This is a genomic window from Micromonospora sp. Llam0 (genome assembly GCF_003751085.1).
Taxonomy (GTDB): domain Bacteria; phylum Actinomycetota; class Actinomycetes; order Mycobacteriales; family Micromonosporaceae; genus Micromonospora_E.
The window spans coordinates 207,193-227,333 of record NZ_RJJY01000002.1 but is presented as its reverse complement, the minus strand read 5'-3'; the positions used below and the strand labels follow the sequence as shown (position 1 = coordinate 227,333).

The following is a 20,141-nucleotide window of genomic DNA, read 5'->3' as shown; positions in this document are numbered from 1 at the left end:
GCGCTGCGACTTTGGGTGTAAATCATGTCCATATTGCCCCGAGTTTCGGGCCGGGTAAGTGCATACCAGGTATGCAATCCTGGGGCTTCGGAATCACGACCCTGACGCCGCTCCGGCGTCTACCGGGGAGGTTCACGATGTCCAATCCATCCAGGAGAGTCCAAGCCGCCGCTCTGGTCGCCGTACTGGCCGCGACGCTGATCGGTGCCGGACGGCCGGGACCGGCCGCCGCCCAACCGGCACCGACCCCCGACGACCCGGTCAGCCCGGTCCGTACCGACCCCGCGACCGCGGTCACCCTGATCACCGGAGACCGGGTCGTCGTCACCAGCGCCGGCACCGCCGTCCAACCCGCCCCAGGCCGTAACCACCTGCGGTTCCACACCTACCAGAGCTCCGACGGCCGGTACGTCGTACCAACCGACGCGCAGCCGCTGATCCGCACCGGCGTGCTGGACCGGCGACTGTTCAACGTCACCGACCTGATCTCGTCCGGCTACCACGACGCCGCCACCGCTCGGCTGCCGCTGCTCGTCGAGTACGCCGCCCCGGCCGACGCCGCCGGCCGGGCCGCTGGCGGCCTCGCCGGCGCGCGGATCACCCGGGACCTGCCGGCGATCGGCGGTGCCGCGCTGAGCGCCGACAAGAACGCGGCGACCGACTTCTGGGCGGCGGTCACCGGCGCCGACCCGGCCGCACCCGGCGAGGCCACCGGCCGTGCCGAGACCCTGGCCACCGCCTCCGGCCTGGCCCGGGTCTGGCTGGACGGCCGACGGCGACTGCTGCTCGACCGCAGCGTCGGGCAGATCGGCGCGCCGGCCGCCCACGACGCCGGATTCACCGGGGCCGGGGTGACCGTCGCGGTGCTGGACAGCGGGGTCGACGCCGACCACCCCGACCTGACCGGCAAGGTGGCCCGGTCGGAGAACTTCACCGACGATCCGGACCCGGCCGACCGGGTCGGCCACGGCACCCACGTCGCCTCGATCATCGCCGGCAGCGGTGCCGCCTCCGGCGGGGCGAACCGTGGGGTGGCCCCCGACGCCACCCTGATCTCCGGCAAGGTGTGCGAGTCGTCCTGGTGCACCGAGTCGGCGATCCTGGCCGGCATGCAGTGGGCCGCCACCGACCAGCGGGCCACCGTCGTCAACCTCAGCCTCGGCGGCCGGGACACGCCGCAGACCGATCCGCTGGAGAAGGCGGTCGACACGCTCACCGCGCAGACCGGCGCGCTCTTCGTGATCTCGGCCGGCAACTCCGGCGCGGACCGTACCGTCGGCTCGCCGGGCAGCGCCGACGCGGCGCTGACCGTGGGCGCGGTGGACCGCGACGACACGCTCGCCGACTTCTCCAGCCGTGGCCCACGCGTCGGTGACGACGCGGTCAAGCCGGACCTCACCGCCCCGGGCGTCGGGATCGTCGCGGCCCGCGCCGCCGGCACCACCCTCGCCGATCCGGTCGACGAGCACTACGTCGCCGCCTCCGGCACCTCGATGGCCGCGCCGCACGTGGCCGGAGCCGCCGCGCTGCTCGCCCAGCGTCGGCCGAACTGGCCCGCCGTGCGGTTGAAGGCCGGTCTGATGGCGTCGGCCGCACCACGGTCCGGCACCGGCGCGTACCCGCAGGGAGCCGGCCGGGTGGACGCCGCCCGCGCCGTCACCCAGGAGCTGATCAGCCGACCGGCCAGCGTGTCGTTCGGCCGCGCCGACTGGCCGCACCACGATGATCCGGCGGTCGTGGAGAAAGTCACCTACCGCAACACCGGCAGCAAGCCGCGGACCCTGACCCTCTCCGTCGAAGCCGTCGGTCCGACCGGCCGCAGCGCACCGGCGGCGATGTTCCGGGCCGGTGCCGACACGGTGACCGTACCGGCCGGCGGCACCGCCGCAGTGACGCTGACCGCGGACACCAGCGTCGGCGGCCCGGACGGCTACTACTCCGGCCATCTGGTCGCCACCGGTGCCGGCCAGCGGGTCGTCACCCCGTTCGGCGTCCACCGCGAGGTGGAGAGCTACGACCTGACCTTCGTCCACGTCGACCAGGCCGGCGTGGCGACCGACGACTACTGGACCGTCGCGGTCGGCCTGGACCAGCCGGTGGACGCGATGCCGTGGACCTCGGACGGCTCCGGCCGGGTCACCACCCGGCTGCCGGCCGGCCGGTACGGACTGTCCAGCATGATCCAACGCTGGACCGGCGAGCAGGAGTACGAACTCGCCGTCCTGGTCCGGTCGAACCTGCGGCTGGACGGTGACCGCACCGTACTGTTCGACGCCCGTACCGCCCGACCGGTCCGGATGACGGTGCCCGAGCCGACCGCGCGTCCGGCGCTGGTCGACGTCAGCTTCCAGTACCGCACCCCGGACGCGGGTGCCGGGATCGGGGTGCTGGCCGACACCTTCGACGGGCTCGCCGCCGCCCACGAGGGCGGGCCGTCGGGCGCGGGCGAGTTCACCGCCAGCATCGCCAGCCAGTGGCTGCGACCGGACGGCGCGGACGGGTTCACCGCCAGCCCGTACTTCTACGGGCTGAGCGAACTCTTCGCCGACCGGCTGCCCACCGGCTTCACCCGGCACTACCGTCCCCGGGACCTGGCCACCGTCCGGCACCGGTTCCGCGGGGTCAGCCACGGCGACCTCACCGACCGGCTGGTCTTCCCCGGCCACGGCGAGCAGGACATCGGGGGATGGGCGCTGGTGACCCCGGTCGAGCTGCCCAGCGTGCGGGTGGAGCACTACAGCGTGTCGAGCACGTCGACCTGGGAGAGTTCCCTGGAGTTCGGCCGGGCGGTGGACGGTCAGCTCTGGCCGGAGTACACCGCCGTGCTGGTCTCGCCGCCGAGCCGTCACCAGCCCGGCAAACGCACCCTGGACACCTGGAACCTGGCACCGTACGGGCCGGCGTTCCCCGCCGTCGCGGGTGACGGTGCCGCAGTCAGCCGGCGGGGCAACGTCATCGACGTCCAGGTGCCGGTGTTCGCCGACGCGCAGGGCCACCCCGGCGGGGTGGTGACGGAGACCGCGCGGACCGCGCTGTACCGCGACGGGAAGCTGATCGGGGAGAGCCCGGAGCCGGGCTACGGCCGGTTCCCGGTACCGCGGGCCCAGGCCGACTACCGGTTGGAGGTGTCGGCGACGCACGACGTCGGGGACTTCTCCACCTCGGTCAGCGGGGCGTGGACCTTCCCGTCCGGTCCGGTGACCCGCAACCAGGTGGCGGCCCTGCCGGTGATGGCGGTGCGGTTCACCCCGCCGGTGGACGCCGGAAACACCGCCGCCGCCGGACGGGAGATGCCGATCCCGTTCACCGTCGCCCACCAGCCCGGCGTGGTCGGGATCGGCATCCGCCGGCCGACCGTCGAGGTGTCCTACGACGGCGGGCGGACCTGGCAGCCGGCCGACGTGCGGTCCGCGAAGGCCGGCTGGACCGCCACGGTCGACCATCCGTACCGGGACGGCTATGTGTCGCTGCGGGCGTCGGTCACCGACCGGGCCGGCAACACGGCACGGCAGACGATCGTCCAGGCGTACCGGATCGTGCGCCGCTGACCCGCGCCGGCCGGTGCCCTGCCCGCCGCTACCGTGGCGGGTGGGGCACCGGCTGACCTCGGCGGACCGGCACCGGCGCACCGTACCGGCCGGTCCGCGGTCAGCTGTTGGCGTGCAGTGCCTCGTTGAGCTGGATGCCGGCCCCGGTACGCGGCCGGGCCTCCAGCGCGCCGGTGACCGAGTTGCGCCAGAACAGCAGCCCGTCGACGCCGGACAACTCGCGGGCCTTGACCACCCGGCCGTCCGGCAGGGTCACCTTGGAGCCGGCGGTGATGTAGCAGCCGGCCTCGACCACGCAGTCGTCGCCCAGCGAGATGCCGATGCCGGCGTTCGCGCCGAGCAGGCTGCGCTCGCCGATGCGTACCTTTTCGGTGCCGCCACCGGAGAGGGTGCCCATGATCGACGCGCCGGCCCCGACGTCGGAGCCGTCGCCGACCACCACGCCGGCGACGATCCGGCCCTCGACCATCGAGGTGCCGAGCGTGCCGGCGTTGAAGTTGCAGAAGCCCTCGTGCATGACGGTCGTCCCGGACGCCAGGTGGGCGCCGAGCCGTACCCGGTCGGCGTCGGCGATCCGCACCCCGGACGGCACCACGTAGTCGGTCATCCGGGGGAACTTGTCCACCCCGTACACCGCCAGGTGGCGCCCGGCGGCCCGCTCGATCAGCCGCAGCTCGTCGACCCGGTCCGGCGGGCACGGTCCGGCGGAGGTCCAGGCGACGTTGGCCAGCCGGCCGAAAATGCCGTCCAGGTTGAGCTCGTTCGGCCGGACCAGCCGGTGGGACAGCAGGTGCAGCCGCAGGTACGCGTCGGCGGCGTCGGCGATCGGGTCGGCCAGCGAACCGATCTCGACGACCACGATCTCGGTACGCAGTCCGGGCAGTGCCCGGGGGCCGACCACCCCGGCGGGCAGTCCGGCCGGTGTGGTGCCGTTCGCGGCCGGCGGCCGCTCGCCGAGCCCCAGCTGACCGACCGGATACCAGGTGTCCAGCACCTGCCCCTGCTCCGTGCAGGTGGCCAGGCCGATGCCCCAGGCGGGCTGCGTCGAAACCGTCACCGAACTGTCGCCTTCCGATCGGGGTACGTGTCACCACCGGGCCGACGTCCGGGCGATCCGGGTGATCAGCGGACGAGTCGACCCTGCCGAGACGGTACCGTGCCAGCCATGGTGAACCCGCTGACCCCCGAGGTCCTGGCCGATCCGGTGACCCTGACCCGCGCGTTGGTCGACATCGAGTCGGTGTCGCGCAACGAGCAGCGGATCGCCGACTGCGTGGAGCAGGCGCTGTCCGTCGTGCCCTGGCTGACCACCGGGCGGTACGGCAACACGGTGATGGCCCGGACCGAGCTGGGGCGCTCCCGGCGGGTGGTGCTCGCCGGGCATCTGGACACGGTGCCGCTGGCCGACAACTTCCCGTCCCGGGTGGTCGGTGATCTGATCTACGGTTGCGGCACCTCGGACATGAAGTCCGGGGTGGCGCACGCGTTGCATCTGGCGGCCACCGTCGCCGAGCCGAGGTACGACGTCACCTACCTGTTCTACGAGGCGGAGGAGATCGACTCACGGTTCAACGGGCTGCGTCTGGTGGCCGAAGCCCACCCGCAGTGGCTGTCGGCCGACTTCGCGGTACTGCACGAGCCGACCCACGGCGTCGTCGAGGCCGGTTGCCAGGGCACCCTGCGGGCGGTGGTCGGCACCACCGGCCGCCGGGCCCACTCGGCGCGGTCCTGGCGCGGGTTGAACGCCATCCACGCCGCCGGTGAGGTGCTGCGCCGGCTGGGCGACTACTCGGCGCGGACCGTCACCATCGACGGTTGTGAGTACCGGGAAGGGCTGAACGCGGTCCGGATCGGCGGCGGGGTGGCCGGCAACGTGATCCCGGACCGGTGCGACGTCGAGGTCAACTTCCGGTTCGCGCCGGACCGCGACGGGCGGCAGGCGGAGCAGCACGTCCGCGAGGTCTTCGCCGGGTTCGACGTCGAGGTGGTCGACTGCGCCGGCGGGGCGCTGCCCGGACTGACGTCGGCACCGGCGCGGGAGTTCCTCGCCGCGGTCGGTGAGCCGCCGGTCGCGAAGCTGGGCTGGACCGACGTCGCCCGGTTCGCCGCGCTGGGCATCCCGGCGCTCAACTTCGGCCCCGGCGACCCCAACCTGGCCCACGCTCGTGACGAGCACGTGGAGATCGACAAGATCCAGCAAGGCGCCGAGACACTCCGGCGTTGGCTGACGCCGGAGTGAATCGGGATCACCGCGGCCGGGATCACCGCAGCAGCGCCGGCTCCTGCTCGACGGCGTCGTCCACCGGCTCAGCCGGATGCGCTCGCCCCCCGGCAACCCGGCGCTCGGCCACCACGACACGGATCCGGCGGTGCATCTGCCGCCGGACCCGGATGAGTTCGCTACGTGTCATCATGACTACTCCTCCCCCCGAAGGTGCCGTGACGGCGTCCTCCCCACCGTCCGGCGTACCCAGTATCTGTTAGTGAAGACGTAGCCGCAGCCGATTTGGTTGCACTTGACGCCAGATTGACATCACCTTTTTCGTCATGCGCCGGGTGAGTGCCGCAGCGTGGCGGTTCGGCGTCCGCACTGGACACGCGCGGGCGGCGACGTCAAGCACGGCACGCCGCCCACTACGGTTGTCCAGATGGACCAGTCGAACAACCATCGCGCGCCAGACGACCAATCCCGACCGGGACCGGACCGGGTCGGTGCGACACCGGACGAACCGGGGTCGGAGCGGCACCGGGGCGCGGTGACCCTGCGCCGGGAAGCGGTCCGCCGCAGCACCGCCGATCAGGGTCTGCTCGATTCCCGGGCCCGTGGCGAATGGAAGACCAAGGATTCCTGGCGGGCGCTGCGAATCCTGTCGGAGTTCGTCGAAGGGTTCGACACTCTCGCTGATCTGCCGCCGGCGGTCAGCGTTTTCGGGTCGGCCCGCAGCGCGCCGGACAGCCCTGAATGCCGGCTCGCTGAGGAACTGGGCCGCGCGCTCGCCGGTGCCGGCTACGCCGTGATCACCGGCGGCGGTCCCGGTGTGATGGAGGCGGCCAACCGGGGCGCCACCGAAGCCGGCGGCGTGTCGGTGGGGCTCGGCATCGAATTGCCGTTCGAGCAGGGCATCAACGAATGGGTGGAGGTCGGCATCAACTTCCGCTACTTCTTCGCCCGCAAGACCATGTTCGTCAAGTACGCCCAGGCGTTCGTGGTGCTGCCCGGCGGATTCGGCACCATGGACGAGTTGTTCGAGGCGCTCACCCTGGTGCAGACCGGCAAGGTGACCAGATTCCCGGTGGTGCTGATGGGCACCGGGTACTGGTCCGGACTGGTCGACTGGCTGCGTGACACGATGCAGGCGCAGGGCCGGATCGGCGACGCCGACCTCGACCTGCTCTGCCTGACCGACGACGTGGCCGAGGCGGTACGGCACATCGTCGGCGCGGATGCCGCGCTCGCCGCCGAGCAGGCGGCGCTGCGCCAGACGGCGCACGCCCAGATCGCGGCCGAGCGGCAGGCCGACGAACGGGCACCGGCCGGGGACCACCGGCCGGCGGAATGAGAGGAGCAGCACGGATGGCCGCGATCGGAGTCTTCTGCGCCTCGTCGCGCACCCTGGAGCAGCGGTGGCTCGACCTGGCCGCCGAGACCGGGCGGGAGCTGGCCCGACGTGGGCACACCCTGGTCTCCGGCGGCGGCTGCGTCGGCATGATGGGTGCGCTCGCGGACGGTACCCGGGCCGGCGGCGGCTGGACCCTCGGGGTGATCCCGCAGTCGCTGGTCGACCTGGAAGTGGCCGACACCCGCTCCGACGAACTCGTCGTCACCGACGGGATGGCCAGCCGTAAGACGCTGATGATCGAGAAGTCGGATGCGTTCGTCACCCTCCCCGGCGGTCTCGGCACTTTGGACGAACTGTTCGAGGTGTGGACCACGGCGGTGCTCGGGCTGCACCGCAAACCGGTGGTGCTGGTCGACACCGACGGCTTCTACCAGGGGTTGCTGGACTGGCTGACGGCGTTGGCGGAGACGGCGTTCGTCGGGCGGTCGGCCCTGGAGATGCTGATTGTCGTCGATTCGGTGCCGGCGGCGCTGGACGAGATCGAGGCCCGGTTGGGTTGACCGGCTACCCATGTCCCGGCGTGCCCGGGACCGGCGTGCCGGCGACCCGGCTGCCGACAGCTGTCCCATCGTCGTGGTGAGATGAGCGGCGTGCAGGCGTACCGGCTGGTCCGCCGGCCGGCCCAGGCCGAGCCGGCGCGCTTTGACGACCCCGCGCAGCAGGCGGTGGTCGCGCACACCGACGGGCCGCTGCTGGTCGTCGGCGGTCCGGGGACCGGCAAGACCAGCACCCTGGTCGACGCGGTCGCCACCCGGGTCGCCGAGGGGACCGACCCGGAGCGGATCCTGGTGCTCACCTTCAACCGGCGGGCCGCCGTCGCACTGCGCCGACGGATCGAGGCGGCGATCGCCGCCGGCTCCCGGCGGGTGCTGCACGAACCCCTGGTACGCACGTTTCCCGGCTACGCGTTCGGCCTGTTGCGCCGCGCCGCCGCCGAACGGGGCGAGCCGTCGCCACGGCTGCTCACCGGCCCCGAGCAGGATCTGATCATCCGCGAACTACTGGACGTGGCCGGCCCGCAGCCAGGGGCCGCCGGCCCGGACGGCCCGACCGCCACCACCGGCTCCACCGGCCCGACCGGCCCGAGCGGCGATCAGAACGGTGACCAGATCGGCGACCCGGTCGGCTGGCCGCCGGAGCTGCGCGCCGCCCTGCCCACCAGGGCGTTCGCCACCCAGCTGCGCGACCTGCTGCAGCGGGCCACCGAACGCGGTGTCGGGCCGGTCGAGCTGGCCCGGCTCGGCGAACGGCTGGGCCGGGCCGACTGGCCGGCGGCGGCCCGCTTCCTGCGCCAGTACGTCGCGGTCCTCGCGCTGCGCGACGTCAGCAACCGGGGTTCGATCGGCTACGACCACGCCGAGCTGGTCCGGGCCGCCACCGGGCTGCTCACCGACGATCCGCCGCTGCTGGCGGCCGAACGGGGCCGGCTGTCCTACGTCTACGTCGACGAGTTGGCCGACACCGATCCGGCGCAGGTCGAGCTGCTCGGTCTGATCGCCGGTGGCGGGCGGCCGCTGGTCGCGTTCGCCGACCCGGACTCCTCGACGTACGCGTTCCGAGGCGCCGATCCGGGCATCGTGCCGGCGTTCGGGCACCGGTTCCGGACCGCCTCGGGCGCGCCCGCCCGGCAGATCCTGCTGCCGGTCTGCTACCGCACCGACCCGGAGCTGCTGGCGGCCACCGGTCGGGTGGCCCGGCGGCTGCGCGGCCCGGCCGGCCACCGCGACCTGCGCCCGGCCACGGACACCGGCGCGACGGCCGACAGCGGCGACGCCGTGGCGGTACGGGTGTTCCGCTCGGCGACCAGCGAAGCCGGCTACCTGGCGCACGCGCTGCGGGTGGCGCACCTGATCGACGGGGTGCCGTGGTCCCGGATGGCGGTGATCGTGCGCTCCACCACGCTGCAGCTGCCGCCGCTGCAGCGGGCGCTGCACGTCACCGGCGTGCCGACCGTGGTGCACGCCGAGGACCTGCCGCTGCACCGGCAGCCGGCGGTGGCGCCGCTGCTGTTGCTGCTGCGCTGCGCGTTGGAGCCGGACCGGCTGGACGAGGAGGCGGCGGTCGCGCTGCTGCACTCCCCGCTGGGCGGGGCGGACCCGCTGGCCGAGCGGCGGCTGCGGCAAGGGCTGCGGGCGCTGGCGCTGGCCGCCGGTGACCGTCGTCCCTCCGGCGAGCTGCTGGTCGACGCGTTGCGTGATCCGGCGGAGCTGGCCGCGATCGAACGCCGCTGGGCGGCACCGGCGCAGGCGGTCGCGGCGCTGCTGGCCACCGCCCGGGACACCGCGGCCCGGCCGGGTGCGACCGCCGAGGAGGTGCTCTGGGCGGTGTGGCAGACCAGCGGGCTGGCCGACCGGTGGTTCGGCGCGATCCTGCGCGGCCGGACCCCGGCCGGGCCGGCTGGCACCGTACCGGTCGGTGGGGTGACCGACGCCGGGGCGCGGTGGCGGGCAGCGGCGGCGGACCGGGACCTGGACGCGGTGATGGCGCTGTTCGACGCGGCGGCCCGCTTCGTCGACCGGCTGCCGGGTGCCCGGACCGAGGTCTTTCTCGACCATGTGCTCGGCCAGCAGCTACCGGCCGACACCCTGGCGCCGAGCGGCGATCGCGGCGAGGCGGTCCGGCTGCTCACCGCGCACGCCGCGAAAGGTCTGGAATGGGACGTGGTGGCGGTCGCCGGGGTGCAGGAGGGCGTCTGGCCGGACCTGCGGCTGCGCGGCAGCCTGCTCGGTTCGGAACGGCTGGTCGACGTGCTGACCGGCCGGGCCGACGGCGCCGGGCTCACCGCGTCGCTGGTCGCGCAGACGTCGGCGCTGCTCGACGAGGAGCGGCGGCTGTTCTACGTGGCGGTGACCCGGGCCCGCCGACGGCTGCTGGTCACCGCGGTCGCCTCCGCCGGGGTCGGCGGGCTGGACCACGAGGAGCAGCCGAGCCGGTTCCTGCACGAGCTGGGCGTGTCGACGGTGGACGCCGACGGCGAGGAGCTGCCGACCCTGCCGGTCGGCCGGCCGCCCCGGTCGCTCACCCTGCCGGCGCTGGTCGCCGAGCTGCGTACCGTGGTCACCGACCAGACGGCGCAGCCGCAGCGCCGGCAGGAGGCGGCGGCGGTGCTCGGCCGGCTGTCGGTCGCCGGGGTGCCCGGTGCCCACCCGGACGACTGGTGGGGGCTGCGGCCGCTGTCCGACGACCGGCCGCTGGTCGACGAGGGCGAGTCGGTCCGGGTCACCCCGTCGACCATGGAGAGCGCGCTGCGGTGCAGCCTGCGCTGGCTGTTGGAGCGGCACGGCGGCCGGGGCGAGCCGAGCGCGGCGGCCGGCGTCGGCAACCTGGTGCACGCGGCGGCGATGCTCGCCGAGGACGCCAGCGTCGACCGGGCGAAACTGCTGGAGTACGTCGCCGCCCGGTTCGACGCGATCGACCTGGCCGCCCGCTGGATGGCCGGTCCGGAGCTGGCCCGTGCCGAAGGCATGGTGGACAAGCTGCTGCGCTGGCTGGCCAGCAATCCGCGCCGGCTGCTCGCCATCGAGCACGAGTTCACCGTACGGCTGGACGACCCGCGGCAACCGGTGGAGCTGACCGGCCGGGTGGACCGGTTGGAGATCGACGCCGACGGCCGGCTGGTGGTGATCGACCTCAAGACCGGCAAGTCGACCTCGGTCACCGCCGCCGAGCTGGCCGAGCATCCGCAGCTCGGTGCATACCAGGCGGCGGTCGAGGCGGGGGCGTTCGCCGAGTACGGCGACGACTCCGGCGGGGCGGCGCTGGTCCAGCTCGGTACCCCGGTGAAGGAGGCGAAGGAGCAGCCGCAGGAGCCGCTGGCCGACACCGACGACGCCGGCTGGGCGACGGCGATGGTCCGCCGTACCGCCCAGACGATGGCGGCGTCGACGTTCTCTGCGGTGGCCAACTCCTCCTGCCGGGTCTGCCCGGTGAAGACCAGCTGCCCGGTCTCCGGCAAGGGCCGGCAGGTCGTCGAGCCGCCGTCCGGCGAGCCACCGTCCGGCAGACCGCCGGTCGCCGAGCCACCAGCGGAGCGCGGATGACCCAGCAGTCGTTGTTCGCCGCCACGCCGTCGCCGCGCCGCCGCGCCGACTCCGGCCCGCGCTACACCCCGCAGGAGCTGTCCCGGCTGCTGAAGCTGCCGCCGCCGACGCCGGAGCAGGCGGCGATCATCGCCGCCCCGGTGGAGCCGCTGCTGGTGGTCGCCGGGGCCGGGTCCGGCAAGACCGAGACGATGGCCGCCCGGGTGGTCTGGCTGGTCGCCAACGACCAGGTACGCCCGGAGCAGGTGCTCGGTCTGACCTTCACCCGCAAGGCCGCCGGGGAGCTGGCCCACCGGATCCGGACCCGGCTCGGGCAGCTGGTCCGTCAGCTCGGCCGGCAGGGCCGCCGGGCGGAGGAGGATCCGCTGGCCGGTGAGCCGATGGTGGCCACCTACCACTCGTACGCCGCCCGGGTGGTCACCGAACACGGGCTGCGGGCCGGGTACGAGCCGTCGGCCCGGCTGCTCACCGAGGCGTCCCGCTGGCAGATCGTCGACTTCCTGGTGCGCAACTACGACGGTGACATGTCCGAGGTGGACCGGGCGCCGGGCACGGTCACCGACGCGGTGCTGGCGCTCGCCGGAGAGCTGGCCGAACACCTGGTCACCCCGGACCAGCTGGCCGGCTGGACCGGCCGGTTCTTCGCCGAGGTGCAGTCCCGGCCCGGCCGGGTGTACGCCGACGTGAAACGGGCGCTGACCATCCAGCAGATCCGGCTGCGGCTGCTGCCGCTGGTCCGGGCGTACCAGCAGCGCAAGGCCGATTTCGAGGCGATGGACTTCGCCGACCAGATGTCCCGGGCCGCGCAGGTGGCCCGGGACCATCCGGCCGTGGGTGAGCTGGAGCGGGACCGCTACCGGGTGGTGCTGCTCGACGAGTACCAGGACACCAGCCATGCCCAGGTGGTGATGCTGCGGTCGCTGTTCGGCGGGGGGCATCCGGTGGTCGCGGTCGGTGACCCCTGCCAGTCGATCTACGGTTGGCGCGGGGCCAGCGCCGGCACCCTGGACCGGTTCCCCGGCGAGTTCGCCCGCGCCGACGGCGGCCCGGCCCGGTCGCTGACGCTGACCACCAGTTGGCGTAACCGGCCGGAGGTCCTCAGCGTCGCCAACCAGCTGTCCGGCCCGCTGCGGACCGCCGGGGCCCGGGTGGCGGCGCTGGCCGCCGCCGCGAAGGTCGCCGCGCCGATCCCGGGCCGCACGGCCCGGGGCGCGCCGGCCGCGACGGTGCACTGCGCGCTGCTGGACACGGTGCTCGACGAGGCCGAGTGGATCGCCGACGGCATGCTGGCGGCCTGGCGCGGGGCGGCCGGCGTCGAGCCGGGTCGCGGCGACGAGATCCCGGTCGACGCCCGGCCGACCAGCGCGGTGCTGGTCCGGGTCCGCAGCCAGATCCCGGCCGTCGAGGCGGCGCTGCGGGCCCGCGGGCTGCCGGTCGAGGTGGTCGGTCTCGGCGGCCTGCTGGACACCCCGGAGGTCCGCGACGTCGTCAGTACGCTGCGCGTGCTGGCCGATCCGACCGACGGCGCGGCGCTGCTGCGGCTGCTGACCGGGGCCCGGTGGCGGATCGGCCCCCGGGACCTGGTGGCGCTGCACCGGCGGGCCCGGGCGATCGCCGACGCCCGGCGGGAGCTGCCTCGGGCCGGGGCAGCCGAGCCGGAGATCGTCGTCGACCGGCTCGACGAGGCCAGCCTGGTCGAGGCGTTGGCCGATCCGGGGCCGGCCCAGCTGTACTCGGCGGAGGGCTACGCCCGGCTGCGCGGGTACGGCCGGGAGCTGGCCCTGCTGCGGCAACGCCTGGACCAGTCGTTGCCGGACCTGATCGCCGACGTCGAGCGGACCACCGGCCTGGACGTGGAGGTGGCGGTGCGGGCCGGCGGGGCCGGCGGCGGTGACGCCGGGCTGGCCCGTGGGCACCTGGACGCGCTCGGCGACGTCGCGGCCCGGTTCGCCGGTGAGTCGGACACCGCGACCCTGTCGGCGTTCCTGGCGTTCCTGGACGCCGCCGAGGACGAGGAACGCGGGCTGAGCCCCGGCGAGATCGACGTGGTCTCCGGCGCGGTGCAGATTCTCACCGCGCACGCCGCCAAGGGCCTGGAGTGGGACGTGGTGGCGGTGGCCGGGCTGACCCGCGACGTCTGGCCGGGCGCGGTGCGCGGCTCGGACCACTACCTGTACGGCCTCGGGGTGCTGCCGTTCCCGCTGCGCGGCGACGCGGACGGCCTGCCGGCGCTGGGCCTCGACGACGCCGAGGACCAGAAGGCGGTGCAGCGGGAGCTGACCGAGTTCGGCAAGCGGTGGCGCGAGCACGACGAGCGGGAGGAGCGGCGGCTGGCGTACGTGGCGGTCACCCGGCCGCGCCGGCTGCTGCTCTGTTCCGGTTACTGGTGGGGTGCCGGGGTGAAACGGCATCGCGGGCCGTCGGTCTTCCTTAAGGAGATTCACGACGACTGCCTGGCCGGCGCGGGAGTGGTGGACCACTGGGCGCCGGAGCCGCTGCCGGGCTCGGCGAACCCGATCGACGAGGTGACGGTACGGGCCGAGTGGCCGGCCGACCCGCTGGGCGCGCAGCGGCCCCGGATGACGGAGGCGGCCAACCTGGTCCGCCAGGCGATGGACCGGCCGGCCGACCCGCCGGACGATCAGCCGCCGGCGGGGTGGTGGGCGGAGGCCCGGATCCTGCTCGCCGAGCGGGATCGGCTGGCCCACGGGGTCGGGCCGGTGGACGTGCCGTTGCCGGACCAGCTGTCGGTGTCGCAGCTGGTGGCTCTGCGCCGGGACCGGTTCGGGCTGGCCCGCACGCTGCGCCGGCCGCTGCCCGGCCGACCGGATCCGTACGCCCGACGGGGGACGGCGTTCCACGCCTGGCTGGAGCAGCGCTTCGGCGCGGACCGGCTGTTGGACGTCGACGAGTTGCCCGGTGCGGCCGACGCCGACGCGGCATCCGACGACGCCCTGTCGGAGCTGCAGGAGCGGTTCCTGGCCAGCGAGTGGGCCGGCCGGGTGCCGGTCGAGGTGGAGGTGCCGTTCGCCACGGTGATCTCCGGTGTGGTGGTCCGTGGCCGGATGGACGCGGTGTTCGCCGGTCCGGGCGGGCGCTACGACGTGGTGGACTGGAAGACCGGCCGGCAACCGACCGGGGTGGCCGAGGCCGCTGCGGCGGTGCAGCTCGCCGCGTACCGGCTGGCCTGGGCGGACCTGGCCGGGGTGCCGGTGGAGCAGGTCCGGGCGGCGTTCCACTACGTGCGCGACGGCGTCACCGTGCGCCCGGCGGACCTGCTGGACCGGGCCGGGCTGGCGAAGCTGATCAGTGATCTGCCGTTGCTGGGTGACACTCCGGATTCGTGATAGCCTGGCGGCGTTGCAGTATTGGTTCCCCGTGCCGCCCCCGGTGCTACCCGCCGGCCGGCCGGTCACAGAGACAGTGCGAGCGCCTGTGGGGTCTCGGCCCAGGCGCTCTTCGTTGTGTCCGGGCTCTGTTCCGGATGGGGCGATCAGCACCGCGACGCCGGTCCGCGTAGTAAGCGTGGATCTCACATCGGCCCGCAGGCAGTCTCGGGTCCGATCGTTCCATCAAGGAGAAGAGTTACATGGCAGTAGGCACCGTCAAGTGGTTCAACGCGGACAAGGGTTTTGGTTTCATCACCCCGGATGAGGGCGGTGCCGACGTGTTCGCCCACTTCTCCGCCATCCAGTCCTCCGGCTACCGGAGCCTGGACGAGAACCAGCGGGTCGAGTTCGAGATCACCCAGGGCCAGAAGGGCCCGCAGGCGGCCAACATCCGCCCGCTCTGAGCTGTTCGGTAAGAACGGTCCGGCTCCCGCCGCCCGGCGGCGGGAGCCGGACCGCAGCAAGTCCCACCCTGGTTCGTGCTTGTGACCCGCTGCTGGCGACCCCGTCGCCCGGCGCCTTCCTCGCTACGTGCCACCTAGCTAGCGGAAGGCCGATCCGGTCAATGAGCACCACCATGATTCCTCACGTCCAGACGCCCTCGTTCGCCGACCTCGGTGTGCCGGCGAGCCTGCTCGCCGCGTTGACCGCCAACGGCATCAACGAGCCGTTCCCCATCCAGGCGGCGACGCTGCCCGACTCGTTGGCCGGCCGCGACGTCCTCGGCCGTGGCCGCACCGGCTCCGGCAAGACCCTCGCCTTCGGGCTGCCGCTGGTGGCCCGTACCGCCGGGCGGCGCGCCCGCCCCGGTCGGCCGCTGGCCCTGGTCCTGGTCCCCACCCGTGAGCTGGCCCAGCAGGTGACCGCTGCGGTGGAACCGTACGCCCGGGCGGCGCGGCTGCGCTGCGTCACCGTCGTCGGCGGCCTGTCGCTCCAACGCCAGGCCGACGCGTTGCGCTCCGGCGCGGAAATCGTCGTCGCCACCCCGGGCCGGCTCAACGACCTGGTCAACCGGGGCGCGTGCCAGCTCGACGACGTCACCGTGGCGGTGCTCGACGAGGCCGACCAGATGGCCGACATGGGCTTCCTGCCACAGGTCACCATGATCCTGCGTAAGGTCGCGCCGGGCGGGCAGCGGATGCTCTTCTCGGCCACCCTGGACCGCGGGGTGGACCGGCTGGTCCGCGAGTTCCTCACCGACCCGGTGTCGCACCAGGTCGACCCGTCGACCGCCACCGTCGGCGCGATGAGCCACCACCTGCTGCACGTGAGCGCGGCCGACAAGCCGGCGACCACGGCGGCCATCGCCGCCCGGGACGGTCGGGTCATCATGTTCATCGGGACCAAGCACCGCGCCGACCGGCTGGCCCGCCAGCTGCTCGCCAGCGGGGTGCGGGCGGCCGCTTTGCACGGCGGCAAGTCCCAGGGGCAACGCAACCGCATTCTGGAGCAGTTCAAGACCGGTCAGGTCACCGCGCTGGTCGCCACCGACGTCGCGGCCCGTGGCATCCACATCGACGACCTCGACCTGGTGCTCAACGTCGACCCGCCGGCGGACCACAAGGACTACCTGCACCGGGGCGGGCGTACCGCCCGGGCCGGTGCCGCCGGCGTGGTGGCCACCCTGGTCCTGCCCGAGCAGCGGCGGGACATGGACCGCCTGATGGCCGCCGCGAAGATCCGTCCGCAGCGCAACTCGGTCGGCCCGGCGGACGCGGACCTGGCCCGGGTCACCGGCGCCCGTACCCCGTCCGGCGTGCCGGTCACGCTGCCCACGCCGACCCGGGCCGCGGCGGCGAAGAACACTCCGGCCGGCGGCACCGGTACCGGTCGGCGCCCGGGGCGTCGCCCGGGCGGCCGGCGTCGCCCGGCCCGCCGTCCGGCGGCCCGCTGACCGGCCAGAACCCCATCAGGTCCGGACCGGGCCGGACCGCATACGGCCCGGTCCGGTCCGGACCCGTATGCGGCCCGGTCCGGCCGGTCAGGGCGGTGGGCCGGTGCTGCCGGCCGGATAGTCGCGTAGCGGGGTCCGACCCTCGGCCCAACCGGCGAGCACCGGTTCGATGATCCGCCAGCTCTCCTCGGCCTCCTGCGCCTGGGCGCTGAGCCGGGTGTCACCTTCGATGATGGCCAGCAGCAACTGCCCGTACGGGCTCGGTGCCTGCCGGGCCAGCTCGGTGACCATCTCGACCGGCTCCAGGTCGAACGGGTCGCCGATGCCGTTGACGTTGAGCCGCAGCGACATCCGGTCCGGGTCGAGTTGCAGCCGCAGCTCGTTGCACTGGCTGTCCCGCTCGGTGAAGATCGCGTGCGGCACGTCGGCGAACCGGATCACGATCTCGCGCCGGTCGGCGGCCAACGCCTTGCCGGTACGCAGCTTGAACGGCACCCCCGACCACCGCCAGTTGTCGATGTGGACGGTGAGCTCGGCGTACGTCTCGGTGCCCCGGGCCGGATCGACCCCGGCGCCGTCGACGTAGCTGGCCACCTTCCGTTCGCCGCGCCGGCCCTGGACCACCCCGGCGGTGTACCGACCGCGTACCGTGCAGTCGGCCACGTCGGCGGCCCGGATCGGGCGGACCGCCCGCAGCACGTCCAGTTTGCGCACCGCCAGGTCGGCCGGGTCGACGGTCAGCGGCGGCTCCATCGCCACCAGGGTCAGCAGCTGCAGCAGATGGTTCTGCACCATGTCGCGCAGCGCCCCGGCGTGGTCGTAGTAGCTGGACCGACCTTCCGCGTCGACCGTCTCGTCGAAGACGATGTCGACTCCGGTGATGTGCGTGTTGCTCCACAGCGGCTCCAGCACCCGGTTGGCGAACCGCAGCCCGAGCAGGTTCAGCACGGTCTGCTTGGCCAGGAAGTGGTCTACCCGGAACACCCGGTCGTCCGGCAGCACCTGGTGCAGCACCGTGTTCAGCCGCCGGGCGCTGGTCAGGTCCTCACCGAACGGCTTCTCCACCACCAGCCGGATGCCGGCCGGCAGGTCGCAGCGGCCCAGCGCGATCGCGACCGGCTCGAACAACCGGTGCGGCAGGGCCAGGTAGACCACCACGGCGTCGTCGCCGTGACTGGCCCGCTCACCGTCCCTGGCGATCTCCAGCGCCGTCGCCAGCACCTCCGGGTCGGTCACGTCACCGTGGACGTAGCTGGCCGTCTCGGCGAGTTCGCTGCGGGCCCGGGTGGCCACCTCGGGGGCGTGTTCGCGCAGCGCGGCGCTCACCCGGTGCCGGAAGCCACGGTCGTCGAGCTCGTCGCGGGCCACCCCGATCAGCCGCATCCCGTCGGCCGGCCGGTCCAGCTCCCGCAGCTGGGCCAGGCCGGGCAACAGGTAGCGGGTGGTGAGGTCGCCGGTGGCGCCGAGCACGATCACGTTCGCTGTCACGTCCGCATCCTTCCGTACCGGGCCAGGTTGACCGCGCTGCTGATCAGCCCGATGTGACTGAACGCCTGCGGAAAGTTTCCCAGGAAGGCGCCGGTCGCGGGGTCGATCTGCTCGGGGAGCAACCCGACGTGGTTCACCCGGCCGCAGAGCTGTTCGAACAGTTCGTGGGCCCGGTCCAGTTGGCCGCTGCCGGCCAGGTTGTCCACCCACCAGAAGGAGCAGAGCAGGAAGGCTCCCTCGCCGCCGCCGACCCCGTCCGGCGACTCCTCGGGCAGGTAGCGGTAGAGCAGGTCGCCGCCGGCGCCGAGGCGTTGCTGGACGGCGTCGACGGTGGCGACCATCCGGGGATCGGCGGGGTCGACCACCCGGCGCAGCGGCAGGGCGAGCAGGCTGGCGTCGACGGTGCCGGGCTGGCCGAGGTGTTCGGTGAAGTGCTTGTTGTCGTCGTCCCACGCCTCGGCCAGCAGCGCCGAGCGGATCTTCTCGGCCGCCCGCCGCCACGGCTCGACCTCGTCGCGCCGGCCGGTGGCGGTCGCCAGCCGGGCCATCCGGTCGGCCGCCACCTGGCACATCGCCACCGAGTAGGTGAACGGGCGGCCCTCGTGGCGGATCTCCCAGATGCCGTGGTCCGGGGTACGCCAGTGCTGCAACGCCGAACGGCCCAGCCGGGTCAGCCGGGACCACCGCCGGTCGTCGACCGCGCCGCCGGCCCGGGCCCACTGCCAGGCGCAGTCGAGGATCTCGCCGTACACGTCGTGCTGGATCTGATCGGCTGCCGCGTTGCCCCAGCGCACCGGCCGGGAACCGCGGTAGCCGGACAGGTCCGGGTCGATCCGTTCGGGGGCCGGCCGGGTGCCGTCCAGGGTGTAGAGCACATGTGGTCGGCCGTCGCGGGTGCAGGCCTGCAACACCCAGGACAGGAACGACTCGGCTTCGGCGGCCATCCCGATCCGGCGCAGCGCGTAGACGGTGTACGCGGCGTCGCGTACCCAGGTGAACCGGTAGTCCCAGTTGCGGCGCCCGCCGATCGCCTCCGGCAGCGACGACGTGGGGGCGGCGACCACCGCGCCGCTGTCGTGGTCGTCGCAGAGCTTGAGCGTGATGGCGCTGCGGCGGACCAGGTCGGCGTGCCGGCCGGTGTAGTTGATCTGGCGGCTCCAGGTCCGCCAGGCCGCCGCGGTGCGGTCCAGCGCGGCGGCGAGCTGATCGGCGTCGCGGTGCCGGGTCGGACCCTGCGCCCAGCGCAGCACCAGGCCGAGCCGGTCGCCGGCGGTCAACTGGATCCGGCCGGCCAGCCGGTCCAGGCCGGGTACCGGCCGGCTGGCGGTCAGCCGCAGTCGACCGCCGTCCCCGGCCAGGAACTCGATGCCGATCTCCTCGGCGCTGGGAGTGGTCCGCAGGCCACCCCGGCCGGTCAGTCCGATCTCCAGGTCGACCGTGCCGTCGATGACGGTGACCAGCCGGCCCAGCTCGCCGCAGGCCGCCCCGAGTTCGGTGCCGAGCGGCCGGTCGACGGCCGGTCCGGCCCTGTCCGCCGCGTCCGCCGGTTCGCCGGCACCGGAGGTGATCAGCAGCGCGTCGCGGATCTCCAGGCGTCCGGTGGCGGTGTGCAGTTCGGTACGCAGTACGGCGGTGTCCGGCAGGTACTCCTGCCGGACGGCGCGCAGGCCGGCCGGCCGCAGCGTCCAGGCACCCCCCCGCTCGGCGTCGAGCAGTGCCGCGAACAGCGCCGGGCCGTCGAATCTCGGCAGGCAGAGCCACCGTACGGTGCCGTCCAGGCCGACCAGCGCGGCGGTCTGGCCGTCGCCGATCAGGCCGTGGTCGGCGATGGCCGGGTAGCCGTCGGTGAGTTCGGGCACTGGCAGCGCCTTGATCTCCGCCAGATGGTCCGTCACGGGTGTCTCCTCCGCATGGTGGGTCCGTCCGGCACCACTCTCCCCGGTGAGCCGTGCTGCCGACAGGTATGCGGGTTCCTCTACCCGGTGCCGGACCGGTTGACGCCTGCGACGGACCCGGTGGCCGCGCCGTCCGCCGGGCCGTCCGCCGGCCGTCAGCCGGCTGTTCGTCGTCGCGGCCGGCCGCACGTTCTGTCGGAGCCGCCGGTGTCGACGGACAGTGACGCCGTACGGATGAGCAGGGTCGTCCGTACGGCCGGCGGGATC

At 73.8% G+C, this 20,141-nt stretch carries 12 protein-coding genes; 8 read left to right on the top strand and 4 right to left on the bottom strand.

All coding sequences use genetic code 11. The annotated features are described in order from the left end of the window. The first annotated feature begins 137 nt into the window (after nt 1-137). Nucleotides 138-3,548, top strand: coding sequence for a S8 family serine peptidase (locus EDC02_RS28060; protein ID WP_123605353.1), 3,411 nt, complete (start codon nt 138-140; stop codon nt 3,546-3,548). Nucleotides 3,549-3,648: 100 nt separating this feature from the next. Here EDC02_RS28060 and dapD read toward each other — a convergent pair whose 3' ends face one another. Then, nucleotides 3,649-4,605 carry a 2,3,4,5-tetrahydropyridine-2,6-dicarboxylate N-succinyltransferase gene (dapD, locus tag EDC02_RS28055; RefSeq protein ID WP_123605352.1) on the bottom strand — a complete coding sequence of 319 codons (957 nt, stop codon included), beginning with the start codon at nt 4,603-4,605 and terminating at the stop codon, nt 3,649-3,651. 108 nt (nt 4,606-4,713) lie between these two features. Between dapD and dapE the strand changes: the two genes are divergently transcribed. After that, complete coding sequence (dapE, locus tag EDC02_RS28050) at nt 4,714-5,787, top strand: succinyl-diaminopimelate desuccinylase (protein ID WP_123605351.1); 1,074 nt, start codon at nt 4,714-4,716, stop codon at nt 5,785-5,787. A gap of 22 nt (nt 5,788-5,809) precedes the next feature. On the opposite strand, the gene EDC02_RS40455 is transcribed toward dapE, so the two are convergent. Then, on the bottom strand, nt 5,810-5,962 hold the full coding sequence (locus EDC02_RS40455) for a hypothetical protein (protein ID WP_158632337.1): 153 nt from the start codon (nt 5,960-5,962) through the stop codon (nt 5,810-5,812). A gap of 234 nt (nt 5,963-6,196) precedes the next feature. Here EDC02_RS40455 and EDC02_RS28045 point away from each other — a divergent pair, with 234 nt between their 5' ends. The 6 genes from EDC02_RS28045 to EDC02_RS28020 all read left to right on the top strand — a co-directional run bounded on the left by EDC02_RS28045 (nt 6,197) and on the right by EDC02_RS28020 (nt 16,491). Beyond that, nucleotides 6,197-7,108 carry a TIGR00730 family Rossman fold protein gene (locus EDC02_RS28045; protein ID WP_123605350.1) on the top strand — a complete coding sequence of 304 codons (912 nt, stop codon included), beginning with the start codon at nt 6,197-6,199 and terminating at the stop codon, nt 7,106-7,108. Between the two features lie 14 nt (nt 7,109-7,122). Further along, nucleotides 7,123-7,668: a TIGR00730 family Rossman fold protein gene (locus EDC02_RS28040; RefSeq protein WP_123605349.1), complete on the top strand. Its 546-nt coding sequence runs from the start codon at nt 7,123-7,125 to the stop codon at nt 7,666-7,668. Between the two features lie 81 nt (nt 7,669-7,749). After that, nucleotides 7,750-11,208, top strand: a complete 3,459-nt coding sequence (locus EDC02_RS28035) for an ATP-dependent DNA helicase (protein WP_123605348.1) — start codon at nt 7,750-7,752, stop codon at nt 11,206-11,208. Then, nucleotides 11,205-14,555, top strand: coding sequence for an ATP-dependent DNA helicase (locus EDC02_RS28030; protein WP_123605347.1), 3,351 nt, complete (start codon nt 11,205-11,207; stop codon nt 14,553-14,555). Before EDC02_RS28035 ends, EDC02_RS28030 begins: the two co-directional genes overlap by 4 nt. A gap of 242 nt (nt 14,556-14,797) precedes the next feature. After that, nucleotides 14,798-15,001: a cold-shock protein gene (locus EDC02_RS28025; protein WP_123605346.1), complete on the top strand. Its 204-nt coding sequence runs from the start codon at nt 14,798-14,800 to the stop codon at nt 14,999-15,001. 173 nt (nt 15,002-15,174) lie between these two features. Continuing rightward, nucleotides 15,175-16,491, top strand: coding sequence for a DEAD/DEAH box helicase (locus EDC02_RS28020; RefSeq protein WP_233606479.1), 1,317 nt, complete (start codon nt 15,175-15,177; stop codon nt 16,489-16,491). An 87-nt stretch (nt 16,492-16,578) separates the two neighbouring features. Here the strand turns inward: EDC02_RS28020 and EDC02_RS28015 are convergent, their stop codons facing one another. Next, on the bottom strand, nt 16,579-17,979 hold the full coding sequence (locus tag EDC02_RS28015) for a glucose-6-phosphate dehydrogenase (protein ID WP_123605344.1): 1,401 nt from the start codon (nt 17,977-17,979) through the stop codon (nt 16,579-16,581). Continuing rightward, nucleotides 17,976-19,874, bottom strand: a complete 1,899-nt coding sequence (locus EDC02_RS28010; RefSeq protein WP_199757943.1) for a glycoside hydrolase family 15 protein — start codon at nt 19,872-19,874, stop codon at nt 17,976-17,978. The genes EDC02_RS28015 and EDC02_RS28010 overlap by 4 nt, the downstream gene beginning before the upstream one ends. Between the last annotated feature and the right edge of the window lie 267 nt (nt 19,875-20,141).

What these genes read in the sequence shown, in the direction of transcription:
- EDC02_RS28060 (WP_123605353.1), top strand. Translation starts at nt 138, where the DNA reads ATGTCCAATCCATCCAGGAGAGTCCAAGCCGCCGCTCTGGTCGCCGTA.
- dapE (WP_123605351.1), top strand. Translation starts at nt 4,714, where the DNA reads ATGGTGAACCCGCTGACCCCCGAGGTCCTGGCCGATCCGGTGACCCTG.
- EDC02_RS40455 (WP_158632337.1), bottom strand. Translation starts at nt 5,962, where the DNA reads ATGATGACACGTAGCGAACTCATCCGGGTCCGGCGGCAGATGCACCGC.
- EDC02_RS28045 (WP_123605350.1), top strand. Translation starts at nt 6,197, where the DNA reads ATGGACCAGTCGAACAACCATCGCGCGCCAGACGACCAATCCCGACCG.
- EDC02_RS28040 (WP_123605349.1), top strand. Translation starts at nt 7,123, where the DNA reads ATGGCCGCGATCGGAGTCTTCTGCGCCTCGTCGCGCACCCTGGAGCAG.
- EDC02_RS28035 (WP_123605348.1), top strand. Translation starts at nt 7,750, where the DNA reads ATGAGCGGCGTGCAGGCGTACCGGCTGGTCCGCCGGCCGGCCCAGGCC.
- EDC02_RS28030 (WP_123605347.1), top strand. Translation starts at nt 11,205, where the DNA reads ATGACCCAGCAGTCGTTGTTCGCCGCCACGCCGTCGCCGCGCCGCCGC.
- EDC02_RS28025 (WP_123605346.1), top strand. Translation starts at nt 14,798, where the DNA reads ATGGCAGTAGGCACCGTCAAGTGGTTCAACGCGGACAAGGGTTTTGGT.
- EDC02_RS28020 (WP_233606479.1), top strand. Translation starts at nt 15,175, where the DNA reads ATGATTCCTCACGTCCAGACGCCCTCGTTCGCCGACCTCGGTGTGCCG.